This is a genomic window from Rhodomicrobium udaipurense JA643 (genome assembly GCF_000636015.1).
Classification (GTDB): domain Bacteria; phylum Pseudomonadota; class Alphaproteobacteria; order Rhizobiales; family Rhodomicrobiaceae; genus Rhodomicrobium; species Rhodomicrobium udaipurense.
This window is the reverse complement of the sequence record NZ_JFZJ01000008.1, coordinates 41,820-60,554: the sequence shown is the minus strand read 5'-3', so window position 1 is coordinate 60,554 and position 18,735 is coordinate 41,820. Positions and strand designations below refer to the sequence as shown.

At 63.4% G+C, this 18,735-nt stretch carries 20 protein-coding genes, 1 tRNA gene and 1 pseudogene; 17 read left to right on the top strand and 5 right to left on the bottom strand.

The window, feature by feature from the left end:
- On the bottom strand, positions 1–209 hold a 209-nt coding region (locus tag T281_RS19370; RefSeq protein WP_210164068.1), incomplete at its 3' end, for a hypothetical protein.
- On the opposite strand from T281_RS19370, the gene T281_RS02705 reads away from it, so the two are divergent.
- Entirely contained in the window at positions 208–900 is a 693-nt protein-coding gene (locus tag T281_RS02705) for a hypothetical protein (RefSeq protein WP_037233681.1), read from the top strand. The genes T281_RS19370 and T281_RS02705 overlap by 2 nt on opposite strands.
- Before the next feature lie 212 nt (positions 901–1,112).
- Positions 1,113–2,936 carry a cation:proton antiporter domain-containing protein gene (locus T281_RS02700; protein WP_037233677.1) on the top strand — a complete coding sequence of 608 codons (1,824 nt, stop codon included), beginning with the start codon at positions 1,113–1,115 and terminating at the stop codon, positions 2,934–2,936.
- A gap of 19 nt (positions 2,937–2,955) precedes the next feature.
- Here the strand turns inward: T281_RS02700 and T281_RS02695 are convergent, their stop codons facing one another.
- On the bottom strand, positions 2,956–3,360 hold the full coding sequence (locus T281_RS02695) for a hypothetical protein (protein WP_155955030.1): 405 nt from the start codon (positions 3,358–3,360) through the stop codon (positions 2,956–2,958).
- A gap of 257 nt (positions 3,361–3,617) precedes the next feature.
- On the opposite strand from T281_RS02695, the gene ykgO reads away from it, so the two are divergent.
- The 3 genes from ykgO (at position 3,618) to hemW (ending at position 5,650) form a co-directional block, all read left to right on the top strand.
- Positions 3,618–3,743 (top strand): type B 50S ribosomal protein L36, encoded by a 126-nt coding sequence (gene ykgO, locus T281_RS02690; RefSeq protein WP_013419275.1) that lies wholly within the window; start codon positions 3,618–3,620, stop codon positions 3,741–3,743.
- A gap of 88 nt (positions 3,744–3,831) precedes the next feature.
- Positions 3,832–4,455: an RdgB/HAM1 family non-canonical purine NTP pyrophosphatase gene (gene rdgB, locus T281_RS02685; protein WP_037233746.1), complete on the top strand. Its 624-nt coding sequence runs from the start codon at positions 3,832–3,834 to the stop codon at positions 4,453–4,455.
- Between the two features lie 34 nt (positions 4,456–4,489).
- On the top strand, positions 4,490–5,650 hold the full coding sequence (gene hemW, locus T281_RS02680; RefSeq protein WP_245269136.1) for a radical SAM family heme chaperone HemW: 1,161 nt from the start codon (positions 4,490–4,492) through the stop codon (positions 5,648–5,650).
- On the opposite strand, the gene T281_RS02675 is transcribed toward hemW, so the two are convergent.
- On the bottom strand, positions 5,647–6,864 hold the full coding sequence (locus T281_RS02675; protein ID WP_052036943.1) for a penicillin-binding protein activator: 1,218 nt from the start codon (positions 6,862–6,864) through the stop codon (positions 5,647–5,649). The genes hemW and T281_RS02675 overlap by 4 nt on opposite strands.
- A 129-nt stretch (positions 6,865–6,993) precedes the next feature.
- On the opposite strand from T281_RS02675, the gene rsmI reads away from it, so the two are divergent.
- From rsmI to T281_RS19460, 5 genes and pseudogenes are all read left to right on the top strand, one after another.
- Positions 6,994–7,959 carry a 16S rRNA (cytidine(1402)-2'-O)-methyltransferase gene (gene rsmI, locus T281_RS02670; RefSeq protein WP_081796542.1) on the top strand — a complete coding sequence of 322 codons (966 nt, stop codon included), beginning with the start codon at positions 6,994–6,996 and terminating at the stop codon, positions 7,957–7,959.
- The gene (locus tag T281_RS02665) at positions 7,956–8,330 is read left to right on the top strand and encodes a YraN family protein (RefSeq protein WP_052036942.1); all 375 of its coding nucleotides are present in this window, start codon (positions 7,956–7,958) and stop codon (positions 8,328–8,330) included. The genes rsmI and T281_RS02665 overlap by 4 nt, the downstream gene beginning before the upstream one ends.
- A 51-nt stretch (positions 8,331–8,381) precedes the next feature.
- Positions 8,382–9,338, top strand: a complete 957-nt coding sequence (gshB, locus tag T281_RS02660; RefSeq protein WP_037233670.1) for a glutathione synthase — start codon at positions 8,382–8,384, stop codon at positions 9,336–9,338.
- 73 nt (positions 9,339–9,411) lie between these two features.
- Positions 9,412–10,950, top strand: coding sequence for a YifB family Mg chelatase-like AAA ATPase (locus T281_RS02655; RefSeq protein WP_037233667.1), 1,539 nt, complete (start codon positions 9,412–9,414; stop codon positions 10,948–10,950).
- A gap of 232 nt (positions 10,951–11,182) precedes the next feature.
- A pseudogene (locus tag T281_RS19460) lies at positions 11,183–11,409 on the top strand (integrase core domain-containing protein); the annotation flags it as partial.
- Between the two features lie 71 nt (positions 11,410–11,480).
- Here the strand turns inward: T281_RS19460 and T281_RS02650 are convergent.
- Entirely contained in the window at positions 11,481–12,173 is a 693-nt protein-coding gene (locus T281_RS02650) for a metal-dependent hydrolase (protein ID WP_037233664.1), read from the bottom strand.
- 103 nt (positions 12,174–12,276) lie between these two features.
- Between T281_RS02650 and ruvX the strand changes: the two genes are divergently transcribed.
- The 4 genes from ruvX to dprA are packed head-to-tail and all read left to right on the top strand — an operon-like array spanning position 12,277 to position 15,953.
- On the top strand, positions 12,277–12,747 hold the full coding sequence (gene ruvX, locus T281_RS02645; RefSeq protein ID WP_037233661.1) for a Holliday junction resolvase RuvX: 471 nt from the start codon (positions 12,277–12,279) through the stop codon (positions 12,745–12,747).
- Positions 12,744–13,670, top strand: a complete 927-nt coding sequence (locus T281_RS02640) for an AEC family transporter (protein ID WP_037233659.1) — start codon at positions 12,744–12,746, stop codon at positions 13,668–13,670. The genes ruvX and T281_RS02640 overlap by 4 nt, the downstream gene beginning before the upstream one ends.
- 47 nt (positions 13,671–13,717) lie before the next feature.
- Complete coding sequence (gene plsY, locus T281_RS02635; protein ID WP_199502394.1) at positions 13,718–14,377, top strand: glycerol-3-phosphate 1-O-acyltransferase PlsY; 660 nt, start codon at positions 13,718–13,720, stop codon at positions 14,375–14,377.
- 46 nt (positions 14,378–14,423) lie between these two features.
- A complete protein-coding gene (gene dprA / locus T281_RS02630; protein ID WP_338053292.1) occupies positions 14,424–15,953 on the top strand; it encodes a DNA-processing protein DprA in 1,530 nt (509 codons plus the stop codon).
- 82 nt (positions 15,954–16,035) lie between these two features.
- Here dprA and T281_RS02625 read toward each other — a convergent pair whose 3' ends face one another.
- Positions 16,036–16,356, bottom strand: a complete 321-nt coding sequence (locus tag T281_RS02625) for a hypothetical protein (protein ID WP_155955028.1) — start codon at positions 16,354–16,356, stop codon at positions 16,036–16,038.
- Between the two features lie 132 nt (positions 16,357–16,488).
- Here T281_RS02625 and T281_RS02620 point away from each other — a divergent pair, with 132 nt between their 5' ends.
- The 3 genes from T281_RS02620 to T281_RS02610 all read left to right on the top strand — a co-directional run bounded on the left by T281_RS02620 (position 16,489) and on the right by T281_RS02610 (position 18,540).
- Entirely contained in the window at positions 16,489–17,226 is a 738-nt protein-coding gene (locus tag T281_RS02620; protein ID WP_081796541.1) for an HAD-IA family hydrolase, read from the top strand.
- A gap of 102 nt (positions 17,227–17,328) precedes the next feature.
- On the top strand, positions 17,329–18,342 hold the full coding sequence (locus T281_RS02615; protein WP_037233655.1) for a hypothetical protein: 1,014 nt from the start codon (positions 17,329–17,331) through the stop codon (positions 18,340–18,342).
- Positions 18,343–18,463: 121 nt separating this feature from the next.
- Positions 18,464–18,540, top strand: a tRNA-Arg gene (locus T281_RS02610).
- The last annotated feature ends 195 nt before the right edge of the window (positions 18,541–18,735 follow it).

The window sequence follows — 18,735 nt, the reverse complement described above, 5'->3', positions numbered from 1 at the left end:
TTGCGCCGCTTGATCTCTTCCGGCTCGAAAGTCCCGTTCTGTACGCCCACAGATAGTCTCCAGAAATCGCAACAACTGTTCCGGGTGATAGGGGAAAGCGCTTTAACCTTCGGTGAATCGAAACCGGGAGGAAAACGGCGCCCACGCAAATTGCGCTTGCGTGCTTCTCCAATTTTACGAAAATCCCTTTCAACTGTTGGGGACGCCATGTTCGAAGTCATCCGCGACGCGCTCATCTGGCTCATGAGCTGGGTTCTGGACAAACCGCCTCAGGGCGGAGAAGCATTCAGGCTCCTGTTCCTGATCGGCTTTTCGGTGTTCGCCACCTGGTTAAGCATGTACTGGCGCGACCTCGCCTATCGCTCCCGCACGATTCGCCGGAGGCTCAAGCCCGAGGAGCGCTATGCGGGCCGCTACTTTCAGGCCGTCTGGCAGAAGGGCGACCTGCGCTACGCCTTCGTGAATATCTTCTTCGACTGGCGGGCGCGGCGCTACAAGGCGGCGGGGCGCGCCTACGGAGCTGACGGGGCCGAGTTGGCCTCCTTTAGCTCGTCCTATGTTCGCTTTCCGTCCGAAAAGGATTCCGAAATCGAATTCATGTGGAAGAGCAATTCGGGCGTTTCGGGCTATACGCGGCTGGGCATCGAGGACTCCGACGAAGACCTGATCCAAGGCGACGGCCTCGTCGTGCACATCGACGGCGAAATTTGCAGCTATAAGATGAAGTTCAAGCACATGCATGACCGCTATGTGCGCGAGGCGCTCGGCGTCGCGGTCCCGAAGGATTCCTCGCAGGAGCCGAATTTCGTGCGCCTCTTCAACGTGCGCTATGGCCCGGCTGTGCGGGGCGGCTTCGCCTCCGCGCCCAAATCCGATCCCGAGCCAGCGATACCGACGTGACGCGAGCGGACCCGCTTCCCGCCGCTCCGATCGCGGGCGGCTCAAGATCCGCGTGCGAACAATCCCTTATCCCTCCCTCGTGGTTCGGCAAGTTTCTTGCTATGCTCGCCGAACGTGCTGGCCGCGGCCCCGCCAAGAGCTGAACGCGAGCGCGTCCTTCGTCCGGCTGGCCGGTTCAAGGCTCCCCCCATAACGAGGCTGAAAGGCATGGCATGACCACGCCCCTGGGCGGCGAAATTTATGGCGATGCTCTCGTGGTGCTCGGTACCGCGGGCATTGTCGTGCCGCTGCTTCGTCGGCTCGGCGTCAGTTCCGTGCTCGGCTATCTCGGTGCAGGCGCGATCCTTGGTCCGTACGGCCTCGGCTCGCTGCGCGCGGAGTATGGCGTCCTGCCGTGGATCACCATTTCGGACTCGAAGTCGCTCGGCGGCATCGCTGAACTCGGCGTCGTGTTCCTGCTCTTCACCATCGGGCTCGAACTCTCGTATAACCGGCTGCTGACGATGCGCCGCCTCGTCTTCGGGCTGGGCTTGCTTCAGGTGGTCGCGTCGACGGCGGTCATCGCCGCGATATGCGCTGCGGCGGGGCTCGACCTCCGGCTTTCCATCATTCTCGGCGCGTGCCTTGCGCTGTCCTCGACCGCCATTGTGGTCGACGTGCTCGCCTGCCAACGCCGCCTGGCGACCGCCACCGGGCGAGCGAGTTTTTCGATCCTCCTCGCGCAGGATCTCGCGGTCGTGCCGCTTCTGCTTTTCCTGCTGATCCTCGGTTCGAGCGCCGAAGCGTCCGTTTACGAGGCGCTCGCGCTGGCACTCTTGAAGGCTGCCCTCGGCCTCAGCTTCATCCTGATTGTGGCGCGGCTTTTCCTTCGGCCGCTGTTCCGACTCGTGGCCTCGGCCGGGTCGAGCGAGCCTTTCATGGCGGCGACGCTGTTCGTGGTGGTGGCGACGGGCGTTACGGCGAGCCGCGCTGGGCTTTCCATGGCGCTCGGCGCGTTCTTGGCCGGGCTTCTGCTCGCGGAAACGGAATACCGAAAATCCGTCGAAATCGCCATCGAGCCGTTCAAGGGCGTGCTGCTCGGCCTGTTCTTCTTCACGGTCGGCATGGGGATCGATTTCCGCGAAATTCTCAACCACCCTGGCCTTGTCTTCGGCGCGATCGTCGCCCTCGTGATCGTGAAAGCCGCAATCGTCCTCGGCATTGCACCGCTCTTCGGCGTGCCGCGTCCCGCCGCGCTCGAAACGGCGCTCCTTCTCGGACCAGCGGGGGAGTTCGCGTTCGTCGGCCTCGGGCTTGCGGCTGGACTGAAACTGATCCCTGCGGAAATTTCGGGGCCCGCGCTGGCTGTGGTTTCGCTGTCCATGGCGTTCATTCCGCTCCTCGACATCGCGGGGCGCAAACTGGCGGAGCGGGCGGCGGCGAAGCGTCCGGGCCTCGACGCCGCCCTTTTCGCGCTGCCGGAAACGGAGTTGAAGGACCATGCCATCGTCGTCGGTCACGGCCGCGTCGGGCAGGTGCTCTGCTCGCTCCTCGAACGGCACCGCTTTCCGTTCATCGCGAGCGACAAGGACCCGGATGTCGTTTCCCATCACAGACGTCTCGGCCGCGAAGTCTATTATGGCGACGCCGCCAATCCCGCGTTCCTGAATGCCTGTGGCCTGCAACGCGCCTCGGCTCTCATTATCACCATCACGGCGGGCGACCAGATCGTCGGGATCGTGAAGACCGCCCTGAATCTCAGGCCCGATCTCGTCATCCTTTCCCGCGCCCGCGACGCGACGCATGCCCATCAACTTTACGCCATCGGCGTGACCGACGCCGTGCCCGAGACGATCGAAGCGAGCCTTCAGCTTTCGGAGGCATCGCTCGTGGCGCTCGGTATCCCGGCGGGTCCGGCTATCGCGTCGATCCACGAGATGCGGGACGAATTTCGCGCCGAGTTTCAGGACGCGGCGCGGCGTTCGGGGCGGCAGGTGACGCGCGCCATCCGTCGCAAGACGCTCCGCGATCGCGCGCCGAAAAGCGCCGAGCCGTAAAGTTCGAGTCGTCCGAACCCTACCGCGTACAGGCTGCGGGTCTGACGGAGATCACGCGGACCGCCCAACCGCTGTCGGGTGCGGCATCGACATGCGAACCGTTGAACGCGAGGAACGGATTTCTCACCACGTAGCGCGAGATGCCGGCGTCAGGGCCGAGACCAGCGCCGACAAGCGCGGCGCCCTCGCTGCCGGACAACGCTCTGAGGCCGTCATTCTGCAACGCCGGAATCGGGCTTGAGCATGGCCGCAACGCCACGCCCGCCTCCGCGCCAATCGCGACGCGTTTCATGAGTCCTGTATCGCTTGAGCGCGATGCGGGATTCGGTTGCGCGGGCACCGCGAGGGCGACCGGCGAGGTTGCCGCACAGGCAATCAGGCTCATGGCGAGCGCGTGAAAATGGATCATACGCATAGAATTCACGCAAAACTTTCACTGAACGCTTAAACGACCACCCAACGCGGGTTCTTTTTGGGCGCTTTCGCGGCCTTTTGCCGGTTACGCAGGCGCTTCTCCTATTGTCCAACGCCGGAGAGGGGTTGGAAAGCGCAAAAAAGCATGCTAGCAAAAGCGCTCGACAACGTGCGCATTTTGTCTTCGCGCGTTCGCAACCTCAACCTTATTGGCTTGCGCTTGCCACCGGCCTGATGGCGACTGAGTGGAGCGCTTGGAATTTGACCATGAAGATCAAGAATTCAATCAAGACGCTTCGCACGCGCCATCGCGAAAACCAGGTCGTTCGTCGCCGTGGCCGCCTCTACATCATCAACAAGAAGGTTCGCCGCTACAAGGCTCGCCAGGGTTGATCGGCCTCCGCCCGGTGGCTTTCCGCGCGCCCTTCGGATGCTGCGCGAAAGCTGTCTCTTGCCTCGAAGCAACGAGGAGGGCGTATTGTTGACCAGTCTCAAGCTGACAAACGGCGATTGCCTCGTCATCGCGACGCACAACAAGGGCAAGGTCCGCGAGTTTGAAGACCTGTGCGCGCCGCTGGGCGTAAGCGTGGTGTCTTCGGCTGCGCTTGGCCTGCCGGAGCCGGAAGAGACGGGCACGACCTTCGCGGAAAACGCGAGGCTGAAGGCTGTGGCGACCGCCGTCGCGACGGGCAAGATTGCGCTCGGCGACGATTCGGGGTTGGCAGTCGATGCGCTTGACGGAGCGCCGGGCATCTATTCGGCGCGTTGGGCGGGCGAACCTCGCGATTTCGGCGCGGCCATGCGGCGCGTCGAGGCGGAGCTTGCCGCTCGTGGCGCGACTGCGCCCGAGGCACGCCGCGCGCAATTCGTTTGCGTGCTCTGTCTTGCCAATCCGGCGGGCGAGGTCCAATTCTTCGAGGGAACTGTCGCGGGCCATCTCGTGTGGCCGCCGCGCGGAACAAACGGTTTTGGCTTCGATCCGATGTTCGTCGCCGACGGCCGCGATATCACCTTCGGCGAAATGGACCCGGCCGCGAAGCATGCGATCTCCCACCGCGCTAACGCCTTTGCCGCTTTCAAGGCCGCTCTCGCTTCCCCGCGCTGAGGCGCGCGCGGCCGTAGAGCCGCTGGCCGTCTACGTGCATTGGCCCTTCTGCGAAAAGAAGTGCCCCTATTGCGATTTCAATTCCCACGCCGCAAACAGCATTGACGAAGCCCGCTGGCTCGCCGCGATCCTGCGCGAGCTTGAGACTTACGCAGCCGAGACGGCGCGCCAGCCCGTTGCGAGCGTATTTTTCGGCGGCGGCACGCCATCGCTGATGCAGGCGCGCTCGGTGGGCGCGGTGCTCGACCGGGTCGCTGCGCTGTGGCCGATCTCCGAAACTTGCGAAATCACGCTCGAAGCGAACCCGTCGAGCGTTGAGGCGGGGCGCTTCGCGGCCTATCGTGCTGCGGGCGTAAACCGCATTTCGCTCGGCATTCAGTCGCTCCACGATGACGCGCTCAAGGCGCTCGGCCGCATCCACGACGCAGCCGAGGCGCGCACCGCGCTCGACATCGCCGCGCGCACCTTCGACCGTATGAGCTTCGATCTGATCTACGCGCGCCCCGGCCAGACGCTCGATGCGTGGCGCACCGAACTCATCGAGGCGCTTTCCCTCGCGCGCGGGCATCTCTCGCTGTACCAGCTCACCATCGAGCCGGAGACGGCGTTCTTCGCGCTTCAGCGACGGGGGAGGCTCCGGCTTCCCGAGGCGGAACTCGCGGCCGAGTTCTACACGCTCACGCAGGAGCTTTGCGAGGCGGCGGGGTTGCCGGCCTACGAGGTATCAAACCACGCGGCACCGGGCGAAGAGAGCCGGCACAACCTCGCTTATTGGCGCTATGGCGATTACGTCGGCGCTGGACCGGGCGCGCATGGACGATATTGCGGGGCGGCGGAACGAAAGATCGCCACGGCGGCGCTGAAGTCGCCGCTCGCGTGGGCTAAGAAGGTGGAAGCGCTGGGGCATGGCCGCGAGGAGCGCGTCGAGCTTGGCGCGCAGGAGGAGGCCGAGGAGGCCGTGCTGATGGGCCTCCGTATCAGTGAAGGAGTCGATTTGCGTCGTCTGGAGGCAAGGACAGGGTTTCGCCCCGCCGCTTCCACGCTCGCGATGCTGGAGAGTGAAGCGCTGATCGCCAGCGGCGACGGCCGGATCAGCACCACGGCTGCGGGGCGCCTCGTGCTGAATGCCGTGGTGGAGACCGTCGCATCGAGCCTCGAACCGGCAGACCAAGCCTCCCATTTGCCGACGACTTAATACTGCGCCGCGACGGCCGTACCAAAGCTTGCGGGCGCAGGATCGATGGTCTGGTTGCCGGTGGCGCGCACTTCCATGATCGCGAAGCCGCGCTCGGCCGTGCCGTCCGGACGGAGCCGGAACAGGCCGTCCACGCCATTGAATCCGCTCGCGCGCATCAGCTCGGACGACGCGAACCGCCGCTCGGGCGGATTGCCGGATAGCGAGATCGCAAGGCTGACCGCGTCATAGGAAAGGCTCGCGAGGCGGGGCGGCGTGTCGCCGTAAGTCTCGGAATAGCGGCGCGTGAAGTCCTGCCAGCCCTTCGAATCAGTCGCGGGAAACCAGCCGCCCTGCAAGGAGGCTTCCTTGCCGACGCCGACATAGTCCCAGCCGGAAAGACCGATCATCTTCACCGCCTGCGTATCCATCTCATAATAGGGGAACAGCGGCGCGAGCGAGGGCAGCGTGTCGCCGCCCGCGGGCACGAAGATTGCGTCGACCTGCGGAGCGGAGCCCTTCTTCGCAAGCGGCGCGAGCTCTTTCACGGAGGCGAGCATGCCATTTGCTTCGGGCGGAAAGGTTTTCGTGAGCACGACCTGACCGCCATTCGCCTGCACGGCGCGGTTGAAGGTCTGCTCGACGATACGACCGTAATCATTTTGCGGAAACAGCGCGGCGAAGCGCTTCTTGCCGTTCGCCGCAGCGTAGGAAACCATGCGCGGGACGTCGCTGCCCGCCACGAAACTCAGGAGATAGACGCCGTTTCCGGCGACGGTGCGGTCGCTTGAGAAGGCGAGCACCGGCACGCGGGCGGCTTGAGCCACGGGCGCAACGGCCGTCACTTCATTGGCGAACAGCGGGCCAATGATGAGTTCGGCGCCTTCCTTGACGGCCTCGTCGGCGGCCCGACGCGCGCCGTCCGGCGTTCCGCGCGTGTCCTTTGGAATGAGCTGGACGTTCGGCTTGTCGAAATCGAACAGCGCGAGTTCGCCCGCCTGCTTCATGGCCTTGGCGACCTGCTGCGCGTTAACATTGCCCGTCAGCGGCAGCAGGAGCGCCACCTTCACAGTTCCGCCGGCGGGCGCGCCGCGTGCCGGCGTTGCGGACGAAATGTTGCCGCTACCCGTGCCACCCCCGACCGAGCAGGCCGCGAGGCCGAGGCATACGAACAGAAATGCGAAGCCGAGAAAGATGCGGGATCGCGCGAAGGCGTGTTCACTCGTGAGTTTCATCGGGATCGAATATCAGCTTTCCGTTGACCTGCGCCGGTTATGAAGGCAAGACCACCTTGTTACGAGTCGCGTCTGACGCGAAGCGCTTCGAGCACGTTTACCGTGTTTGGCAACTGTGGCTGATTGGTGATGACGAAGCGACGGGCGCCGAAAATTCCACAACCGGATGCCGACAGCGATGCGACCGCAGCGATAGAGGCGGAGCGCGCGGCGGCGCTTCTGGCGGCCGTGTCGAGGCAGTTCGACAAGCTGGGCGCGAGCCCCCTCGACCCTGGCCTTTATCTCGTTTCGACCCCCATCGGCAATCTCTCCGATATCTCGATCCGCGCACTTTCCGTGCTGGCGTCCGCCGACCGCGTCTACTGCGAGGACACGCGCCACAGCCGGAAGCTGTTTTCCGCGTTCGACATGGGGCGCAAGCTCGAAACCTATCACGACTTTTCGGGCGAGGCAGACCGCGAGCGTATTCTCGACGCGCTACGCGAGGGTAAGGCGGTCGCGCTTATCTCGGACGCCGGCACGCCTCTCATCGCGGACCCCGGCTACAAGCTTGTGCGCGATGCGGTCGCCGAGGGCATTCGTGTCTTTCCGGTGCCTGGCGCTTCGGCGATCCTGTCAGCGCTTGTAGCGAGCGGCCTGCCGACCGACCGCTTCTTTTTCGGCGGCTTTCTGCCACCAAAGGAGGGTGCGCGGCTGGAAGCACTCGAAACCATGCGCGCTGTGCCGGGAACGCTCGTCTTCTATGAAACGCCGTCGCGTATCGGAGCCGCGCTCGCCGCCATCGAGACCGTGTATCCGGACAGGATGGTGGCGGTCGCTCGCGAACTCACGAAGCTGCATGAGACGATAGCGAAAGGGACCGCGCGCGAACTGGCGGCGGCCTTCGAGATCGAGCCGCCGCAAGGTGAGATCGTGCTCCTCATCGCACCCGGCGAAGCCGCCGCCGCAACGGAAGCCGATGTCGAAATCGCACTCCGCGCCGCGCTGAAAACGGCGACGCTCAAGGAGGCTGTTGAAGACGTATCGAAAGGACTTGGGGTAGCAAGAAAATTGGCTTACAACTTGGCATTGAAGATCAAGGGTGAAGCGTCATGATCGCAGCCAGTCGGGCCGGAAATGCTCCCAATTCGTACAAGATCGGCGTCGCGGCGGAAACGCGCGCGAAACTGCTCCTTGAGGCGAAGAGCTATCGCATTCTCGCCGAGCGTTACAAGACGAAGGGTGGTGAGATCGACCTCGTGGCCCAGCGTGGCGATCATCTCGCCTTCGTTGAAGTGAAGTGCCGCCGCACTCAGGAGGAAGCGGCCTATGCGGTGCTGCCGCGGCAGCAGGCCCGGATCGCAACCGCCGCAGAGGTTTTTCTCGGTGAGCATGCCGGGCTTTCCCACGAGTCGGCCAGTTTCGATGTCATTCTCGTGAGCCCGACGCAGGGCCTCTCCCATATCGAGCAAGCCTTCCTTGCCTAAATCGCGGCTGCCCTTTAAGTCTCCTCCGAACCCTCTCCAAGCGAGGACCGGATGCGTCTGAAAACCGGGGTCCAGATGGACCCGATCGAGAAAATCAACATTCGGGGCGATTCAACCTTCGCGCTCCTTCTCGAAGCGCAGAAGCGCCAGCACAGCATTTTCTATTATACGCCGGACAAGCTGATTCTGCGCGGAGGTCGTGCCTTCGCCGAGGGGCACGAACTGCGCGTGCACGATGTCGAGGGAGCGCATTTCGAGCTTGGCGCGCGGCAGAAGCTGGCGCTCGACGAACTCGACGTGATCCATCTGCGGCAAGACCCGCCGTTCGACATGGCCTACATCACGACGACACACATTCTCGACAGCGTCCATCCGAAAACGCTCGTGGTGAACGATCCGACCAGCGTCCGCAACGCGCCGGAAAAGCTGTTCGTCACGCAGTTCCCCGACCTCATGCCGCCGACGCTCATCGCCCGCACCCTCGACGACGTCACCGCGTTTCGTGAGGAGTTCGGCGACATCATTGTCAAGCCGCTCTACGGCAATGGCGGCGCGGCCGTGTTCCGGATCAAGCCGGACGACACGAACACCGGCTCGCTCGTCGAGCTGTTCCAAACCGTGTTCCGCGAACCGTTCGTCGTGCAGCGCTATTTGCCGGACGTACGCGCGGGCGACAAGCGCATCATCCTCGTCGACGGCGAGCCGGTAGGCGCGATCAACCGCGTGCCAGCTGCGAACGAAACGCGCTCCAACATGCATGTGGGCGGGCGCCCAGAAGCGACGGAGCTGACGCCGCGCGAGCGCGAGATCTGCGCCGCCATCGGGCCCGAGCTGAAGAAGCGGGGCCTCATTTTCGTCGGCATCGATGTCATCGGCGACTATCTGACCGAGATCAACGTCACCTCGCCGACGGGCATTCGCGAGGTGAAACGCTTCGGCGGTGCGGACATCGCAGCGCTCGTCTGGGATGTTGTGGAAGAGAAAGTTTGTTCCGTTAAAGTTCCTTAAATGTTCTTGATTTTGTAAATTCTGGCGATAATATCCATTCCACTTATTGAAGGTAGGCGAGTGGGTGGCGTAAATGTTCGCGCAGGTATCAACCGTAACGTTCGAGGGCATCGACGCGAAACAGGTCGATGTCCAGGTGCTGATCGCACCGGGGCTTCCGTCCTTTTCCATCGTGGGCCTGCCAGACAAATCCGTGGGAGAAAGCCGCGAACGCGTTCGTGCCGCACTTACCGCAATCGGCCTTGGCCTGCCCGCGAAGCGCATCACCGTCAACCTCGCACCCGCCGACATGCCGAAGGAAGGCACGCATTACGATCTGCCCATTGCGCTCGGCGTGATGGCTGCGGCCGGGGCGATCCCCGGCGACTTGCTGAAGGATTTCATCGTTATCGGTGAACTCGGCCTCGACGGTTCGCTCGGTCCGATCACAGGCGCGCTGCCTGCAGCTTTTGGCGCGAGCGGCCTCGACAAAGGGTTGATCTGCCCCGCCGGTTCCGGGCCGGAGGCAGCATGGGCTTCGGCGGAAATGCCCATTGTTGCGCCTTCGCATCTCACGCAACTTGTCAATCACCTCAAGGGCACGTCCACGCTTGCACGGCCGAAGCCCCATCTCGAACGCAGCGCCGGATCTTCCTCCGACCTGAGGGACGTGCGCGGGCAGGAAAGCGCCAAACGCGCGCTGGAGGTCGCGGCCGCTGGCGGACATCATATGTTGATGATTGGCCCGCCGGGTGCGGGCAAATCCATGATGGCCCAGCGATTGCCAGGTATCTTGCCACCACTCGAGCCTCACGAACTGCTCGAGGTTGCGATGGTACAAAGCATCGCTGGGACTATTGTGAATGGAACGCTGACCGCGACCAGGCCATTCCGCGCGCCGCATCATTCGGCGAGCATGGCCGCTCTGGTGGGCGGTGGTGCGAAGCCAAAGCCGGGGGAGGTGGCGCTCGCCCATCACGGCGTTCTCTTTCTTGACGAGCTGCCCGAATTTCCACCGCATGTGCTCGATGCGCTCCGGCAACCCATCGAAAGCGGCGAGACTATCATCGCCCGCGTCAACCACCGCATCCGCTATCCATCGCGCTTCCAACTCGTGGCGGCGATGAACCCGTGCCGCTGCGGCCACGCCTGGACACCGGGGATGACCTGCAAGCACGGAAAGCGCTGCGAGGAAAGCTATCGAGGACGCATTTCCGGTCCACTCTGGGACAGGATCGATATCCAGACCCCCGTGGCGCCGGTCAAGGCGACCGACCTCGCCCTTCCGCCAGCGCAAGAAGGCAGCGCAGAGGTTGCGGCGCGTGTGGCTGCGGCGCGTTCCATCCAGATGAAACGCTATTCCATCATCGGTAATGAATCGATCACGACAAACGCCAATTGTCCGGCCGCGCTGCTCGACGACTTCTGCGCCCTCAGTCGCGAAGCCCTCGCCATGCTTGAGAAGGCAGCGGATATCGCAAGGCTTTCGGCGCGGGGCTATCACCGCACCCTGAGGCTGGCGCGCACCGTGGCCGATCTTGACGCAAGCGCCGGGGTTCATGCGATTCACATCGCCGAGGCGCTGAGCCTGCGGGGCGAGGTGGCGGCAGCTCGGCGAGCCGAAGCCGCATGACGCGAAGGTCGACCGGAGCGATGCCAATGACCAGAACGGAAGCCCGCGCTCCGTTGTCGGGAGGGCTGGTTTGCCCTCGACAATGCACGCCACTCGAGCGGAACTACAGCGATGAAGCTCCGGTCGCTGAACTCGCGAAACGCTTCGGCGTCAACGCGAAGACCGTGAGGATCTGGCGCGCTTCGTGCAGCGCGACAGGTCCTGCGACTTCGTCGTTCAGGTCTCCGGCGGGGTCTGCGACGAGCACGGCGTCGAGCACCCGGCTTACCAAACTCTGCCATCCCTGGACGAACGATCAGGCCGAACGGATGGTGCGAACCATCAAGGAGGCAACCACCAGAACCTACCATTATGGCTTGATCGACGATCTCCGCCGTCACGTCCGGGACTGGCTGGCCGCCTACAACTTTGCCAGGCAACTCAAGGCCTTGCGGTTCCGAACACCCTTCGAGGCTATCTGGAAGCTCAGCGAGGAAAAGCCGGATCTCTTCGTCCGAAAACCAGACCGTTACACAATGGGACTAAGGGGCTTAGTCCTCAAAAGCCTTCCCAACCTCCGGCACCACCACATTCACGCCCTCGGCCAGAGCCACGAACTCATCCGCCGTCTGGTCGATGATCGGGAACGTGCCGTAGTGGATCGGCACCACCACGTCGAAGTGGAAGAACTTCCGCGCCGCGAACGCCGCCTGCTTCGCGCCCATGGTGAAGCGGTCGCCGATGGGCAGGAAGCCCACCTTCGGCGCGTAAAGCTCGTCGATCAGCGCCATGTCGCCGAAAATGCCGGTGTCGCCCGCGTGGTAGATCGTCTTGCCGAGGCCCTCGATCACAATGCCGGTCGGGTTGCCGAGATAGACGGCCTGACCGTTCACGGCGGTTGACGACGAGTGGAACGCGTTCACGAAGCTCACCGAAACGCCGCCGCCGAGATCGATCGTGCCGCCGGGATTGCCGACCTCCACCTTCTCCACGCCCTGCGCCACGAGGTGCAGCGCCAGCTCGTATACCGCAACCAGCGTCGCGCCGGTCTTCTTGCAGATCGCCACCGCGTCGCCGACGTGGTCGTCATGGCCGTGCGTCAGCACAACATGCGTCGCGCCCGCAGCCGCCTCGTCCACCGAGCCGGTGAAACTTGGATTGCCCGTAAGGAACGGGTCGATCAGGATGACGTGACTGCCGTTTTCCGCGCGAACGGCGGAGTGCCCGAACCATGTCAGCTTCAATTTGCAAATCTCCCGAAGATGAGCGACGAGTAAAAGCGGTGCCCGCACTATATGAAAATGTGGCGCGCCCGCAATTTGTAAAAAACTCCCGCAGGTGACTTTAGTGCCCTCCAAACTCGTGCCGCTTCCCGACCTTATATCAAGGCTCAAACGCGACGAGCGGCTGATGGGCCTCGATGTCGGCACCAAGACCGTGGGGCTTGCGCTCTCGGACGTGATGCGCCAGATCGCAACGCCGTTTGACACCATCCGGCGTACGAAATTCACGGCCGACGCGGTGAAGCTGCTGGAGCACTGCAAGGCGCAGGACGTGGGCGGCCTCGTCGTCGGCCTGCCGGTGAACCTCGACGGCACGGAAGGTCCGCGCGCGCAGTCCACCCGCGCTTTCGTGCGCAGCCTCGGCGCGCTCACCGATATGCCGATGGCGTTCTGGGATGAGCGGCTGTCCACCGCCGCCGCCGAGCGCGTGCTGCTCGAAGCGGACGCCAGCCGCAAACGCCGCGCCGAAGTCATCGACAAGATGGCCGCCGCCTATATCTTGCAGGGCGCGCTCGACCGCGTGAATTACGCATGACGGCGATCCTCGAAGCGCTCGCGCCGCTGTTTCTCATCACGGCGCTGGGTTACGGCCTCGCGCAGATACGCTTCGGCAGCGAAGCGCTGTGGCGCGCGCTCGACACGCTTGTGTTTTACGTGCTGTTTCCGGCGCTGCTCGTGAAAACGCTGATGCGCGCCGATCTCCACAACGTGCCCGCCGCCGACTATGTCTTCGTTTCGGTCGCGTCGGTGACGATCATGGCGGGAGCGTTGCTTGCGGGCTGGCTCTCATTCGGTCGGCCGATTTCCGGCCCCGCCTTCACGAGCTTCCTGCAAGGCGCGATCCGCTTCCAGAGCATCGTGTCGGTTGCCGTCGCGTCCGCGCTGTTCGGCGAGCGCGGGCTGACCTTCGCCGCGCTCACGGTGGCATCCGTCGTGCCGACGGTGCAGCTTTATTCGGTGCTCGCGCTGTCGGTGTTCGGCGAAGGTGCGGGTGAGATGAATGTCCGCCAGGCCTTGCGCCGCGTAATGCTGAACCCGCTTTTTCTCGCCTGCGTCGTCGGGCTGACCCTCAACGTGACAGGCGCGCCGGACTTCGCGTTTCAGACGCTGTCGCTTCTCGGCTCGGCCTCCATCGGCTTGACGCTGCTTTCGGTCGGCGCGGGCTTCAATATGGGCGCGGCGCGAGCGGCGATGAACCTCGTCGCGGCGAGCACGGTTCTCCGACTGATCCTCATGCCGCTGCTCGTCTTCGGGCTGTCGTGGCTCACGGGGCTGACGGGGATCGCCCGGACCGCCGCCGTAATTGGCGCGGCGGTACCCACAGCCGCGTCGGCCTACACGACGGCGCGCATCATGGGCGGCGATGCACCGCTGATGGCGCAGATTGTGACCGTGCAGAGCATTGCGTCGATAGCGACGCTTCCCTTATTCATCTGGCTCGCGCAGAACGCACCGTAAATCGACTTTTCTCGCGGTCACGCGGAATGAAAGGACAAGAAAGAGCGATGGCTCTGAACGAACAAGACCTGTGGTTTGCCGTTTTTCTCGGCGCGAACATCTGGGTTGTCTGGGGCGCGGCCCTCCTGGCAGGCTACCTATGCGGCTCGATCCCGTTCGGCTACCTGTTCAGCCGCATGGCGGGGCTCGGCGACATCCGTACCATCGGCTCCGGCAATATCGGCGCGACCAACGTGCTGCGCACGGGCAACAAGGGCCTCGCGGCGGCGACATTGATTTTCGACGCGGCGAAAGGCTTCGTGCCGGTTCTCCTCGCCCGCCAATATCTCGGCATGGAAGCGGCGATGGCCGTCGCCGTGGGCGCTTTCCTCGGCCATCTCTTCCCGGTATGGCTCGGCTTCAAGGGCGGCAAGGGCGTCGCGACCTATATCGGCGTGATCACTGCGCTCTACTGGCCAGCGGGTGCATTCTTCTGCGCGCTGTGGCTCATCATCGCCCTTGTGACGCGCTATTCTTCGCTCTCCGCATTGATCGCAGCGGCGGCGACCCCGTTTTTCGTGCTCGCGATGACGTCGGTGCCGCTTTTTATCTTTCTGCTTGCACTTTCAGCGGTTCTCATTCAACGCCATCATCAGAATATCCGTAAACTGATTGACGGGCATGAATCAAAAATCGGCCAGAAAGCCGCGCCAGCGAAAGGCGCCTGACGAAAAGGCAACCGGGAAGCCCAAGCGTTCGCGCGCGGCGTCTTCGGTGTCTGGAGCGGCAGAAGCGTCTGATGAAGCAATCGCGGATGCGAGCGCTGCCGGAATGGCGACGCCTGCATTGTCGTCCGCGGCGGTTTCGCCCGACAGCGTCGGTGAACCGCACGCAAAGCTTCGCCGAAAGCGCGCCGAAAAAGTTGGGTCGGCGAAGAGCAAGTCGTCTGGCGACACTTCGCCCGGCCGCCGATCCGCCGCTCATCCAACCGCATCGAATGGACCTTATCACGATCTGACCTACCCCGAGCGGCCGGATGCGCGCAACGCCGGGTGCGTTTCGTCGGCGGCAACGGCGGTGTTGCGTGAACCGGGTGCCGACTTCGACTATTCGCCCGAACCGCCTCGCGCGGGCAAAACAACCGCGTCGACGCCCGACGCCGAGAAACGCGACCGCCTTCGCCTGATCCGCACGCCGCATATCGGCACAGTCACCTTCTGGCAGCTTATCGCGCATTTCGGATCGGCGACCGCGGCCATCGATGCGCTGCCCGAATTCGTCAAGCATGGAAGCCGCGTTTCGCCGAAAAGCGTGCCCTCAATCGGCACCGCCGAGGCAGAGATGGAGCGCGCGGCGGCCGCTGGATTGACGCTTGTCGCGGTCGGCGAAGCGGGCTATCCGCCTCTGCTCGCGGAGATCGAAGCACCGCCGCCCCTTCTCTATATCAAGGGCGACCCGCGCATCTGGCAAAGGCCCGCCTTCGGTATCGTCGGCTCGCGCAATGCGTCCGGCGCGGGCCTGAAATTCACCGCTGAAATCAGCGCCGAGCTTTCGCGTCTCGGTTTGCTCGTCGTGTCGGGACTGGCGCGCGGCATCGATGGCGCGGCTCATCGGGGCGCGCTGCCGTACGGCACATGCGCAGTGCTGCCGGGCGGGCTCGACCGCATCTATCCGCCTGAACATGTCAGGCTCGCCGCCGACATCGCGCAAAACGGCTTGCTTGTCGGGGAATGCCCTCCGGGTTTCGTCGCGCGCGCTCAGGATTTCCCGCGACGTAACCGCATCATCTCCGGTGCCAGCCTCGGCGTGCTTGTCGTCGAGGCCGCCGAACGATCCGGTTCCTTGATCACGGCGCGTCTCGCGGGTGAGCAGAGCCGAGAGGTCTTCGCCGTGCCGGGCCATCCGCTCGATACGCGCGCGACGGGAACGAACCGGCTCATCAAGGAAGGCGCCGTGCTGACGACCTCGGCAGAAGACATCGTGGATGCGCTGAAGGGCAAGCTCGTCGACTGGGCGCGCTTCGGCGTCGAGGTCCCTCAGCCGCAACGAGCACCCAAGCTTGCAGCGCGCGACGACGGCCCCGTCCGCGCTCCGGCAGGTGCGACGGGCGGCGACGGGCTCGCCTCGCTGGACGCGACCATCGCAAGCGTCATGCAATTGCTGAGTTTCTCCCCGATCGCCATCGACGACATCTGCCGAATGACGGGGAAGCAAACGCGCGAGGTTCACGCCGCGATCATGTCTCTCGACCTGGCGGGGCGCCTTGAGCGACGCGGCTCAAGCCACATCGTTCTGCGAGCTTGAGGTGCCTCGCGCGTCCTTTCGAGCGCAGACACTTATTTTCGATAGTAGTCGTCGCTCAAGCGATCGCAATTGCCCCGAACCCTCAGGCCTGACAATGAAATCGAGCCTCTTCTTCCGCCACGGAGATGAGATCGGCGAGCAGCCGGAACTGCGATTTCGCCGCCACGAGGCGTAGCGATGAAAGAAGCGAGGCGATATATTCAGCCGCTTCGGGAGGCGTCATATCCACCACATCGTCATCATACGTAGCATCGGTTTCCCCGATGCTGTCTTCGGTCATGACGTGTGCAAGATACAGTTGTTTTCGGCGCGCATTCATGTGACTCAAACCTCGCCAGATCTGGAACTGATACTCGGGAATGGCTGGATAATTATACGGTTTATCAACTATAAGTTGCGCCATGTGCGCTTAGCAAGTGCGGGCTTTCGCTCTCCAGCGTTAAAACAGTTTTTCTGTAATGTAGAGTGGCAGTTTGGTCACTATGCGGAACGGTGGCATTTGAAAAGCGCCTCGTGGCATGGATTCGCCTGAGTCATGGCGTTACCGTCGCGTCGGCACGCTGCCGTTTCGCCACGGGGGAATCTCATTCGCAACGCGACACTCGTTTTCGATCTCGATGGAACGATCGCCGATACGGCCGGCGATCTGATCGAGGCGGCCAATGTCGCACTTGCGGCGCAAGGCTTTTCCACGGCATCTCCGGCGGCCATCCGTCACGGCGTCGGATATGGCGCGAAAGCGATGCTGCGGGCCGCTCTCGACGAAACGCGCGAAGCGGCCGATGAGGCCGAACTGAACCATCTCGCGCAGCAGCTCGTCGCCCTCTACGAGCAGCGCATCGCCGTGCAAACGACGCTCTTTCCGGGCTTCCTCGACGTCGCTCATTCGCTTCGCGGCCGTGGCGCAAAGCTCGCGCTCTGCACCAACAAGACCGAGCGGCTGATGACACGGCTGCTTTCGGAACTCGGCATCGCTGAGCTTTTCGAGGCCGCAGCGGGGCGCGACACCTTCCCGTTCCACAAGCCGGACCCGCGCCATATTACCCAACTCGTCGCACAAGCAGGAGGCCGGGTTCCCTTTGCGGTGATGATCGGGGACAGCGAGGCCGATATCGCAGCCGCACGGGGAGCGGGCATTGCGGCGATTGCCGTCCGCTTCGGTTATGCGGCCGTGCCTGCGGACGCGCTCGGCGCAGACGCAGTCCTCGAAAGTTTTGCCGAGCTTCCAGACCTGGTGGAACGTCTTCTCGGTCGCGTGTCATCCGAAACTTGAGCGGGAGCAGCACGATTCATGTTGCGTAACCGGACCTTTTGACAGGAAGCTAGCTTTATAAAAATCAGCTAACCTTTCCCTTGGCCCTCGCAGGTTTTGAGAATGACAGGAGTTTGGCAGGAACTCGCCGACAGCCTGCCTCGGCAATACTGGATTATATGGATTTGCGCCGCCGTCGCGCTCTCGTTTGCGGTTTGCAGCTTCTATTCGCGAAGCTACGGCCGGGACACGCTGCGTCAACCGCCCGGCAGCCGGATCGCGCTCGCGGTGGACGAAACGTTCGCGCCATCGGAGCGGTTTGCGGGGTTCGTCCATGAAGCGAGCGGCACATCGCTTATCCTCACCGATCTGCCGTTGGTGGCCTTTGAGCAGTTCAGCAAACTCGGCAATGCGGCTGAGCGTCTCAAGGCGCAGGGCGTGAGCGGCGTCTCGCAGCATCTGCTGCCTTCGCGGGGCGGCGACTACATCTATTTTCGCGGCGAGAAAACGACCTCGCTCATAGACTACGCGAAATACATCCTCATTTTCCGCGATGCCGGCGCGACTGGCATGGTGACGGCAAACATTCCGGTCGCGGCGCTCTCGTCGGGCGTCGTGACGGAGCCTCAGATCGAAACAATCCTCGCATCGGCGACGATTCGTGCCAAAGCTGCGGAAGGCAAGCCGCTGTTTTCGATGTCGTATAGCGGGCCGTTCGAGGAAGACCCGTCTCTGTTGGGCACCACGAAAGGATACCGTCTCAAGGGGGCTGAAAAGGCGCACGCCAGCGGAGGTCGCGGATCGCAGCCGCTGTTTCTCGTGGCGCCATCGCTCGCTCGCGTGCCGGTTGAGGACATCGGCGCGTTTTCCAGGCGCGCCTTCGACGGCATCGAACAATTTCGCGACAAGCAGCTCCTTGAAACGAGCGAAATGAAGATTGCCGGGCTCGACGCTGTGGAAGCGATCGGGCGAGGGATCAACGGGGGCACGGGGCGGCCCACGCTCCTGTTTCAGGTTGTCGTCGCGGCACGCAAGGGGGGTTATTTCCGCCTGCTCGGCATGGCGCCCGAGGATGCGCGCGAGAATTACTTGCCTGAATTCAGAAAAATGGCGCGAGGTTTCCAGCCGCACGACTGACAGCCGGCGCGCCTCAATGTCCCCTTGACGCGCGGGTGCAAGCACGAAACGCAGCGTTTGCGTGGCCGATCCCAATCCGGCGATTTACAGGATACGCGAGCGCAGGTAGTGTTGCCGCGCGGGTCCCGTAGCTCAACAGGACAGAGCACCTGCCTTCTAAGCAGGGGGTTGGAGGTTCGAGCCCTCCCGGGATCGCCATATTTCTCAATCATATCAAGACTTTGCAAAAGCGCACCTCTTCTGGCATGCCAGATGGGAATGATATTGGGAATGAAACGCATCGTTTCGATGCCCGAAGAAGCGCACTGAGACGGATGTGCGCGCTGTTTCGCTACCGCTTCACGGACGGCGGACCATTCCCGAGTGCCGGGAAAGGTTGGGCAGCGAAGCGTC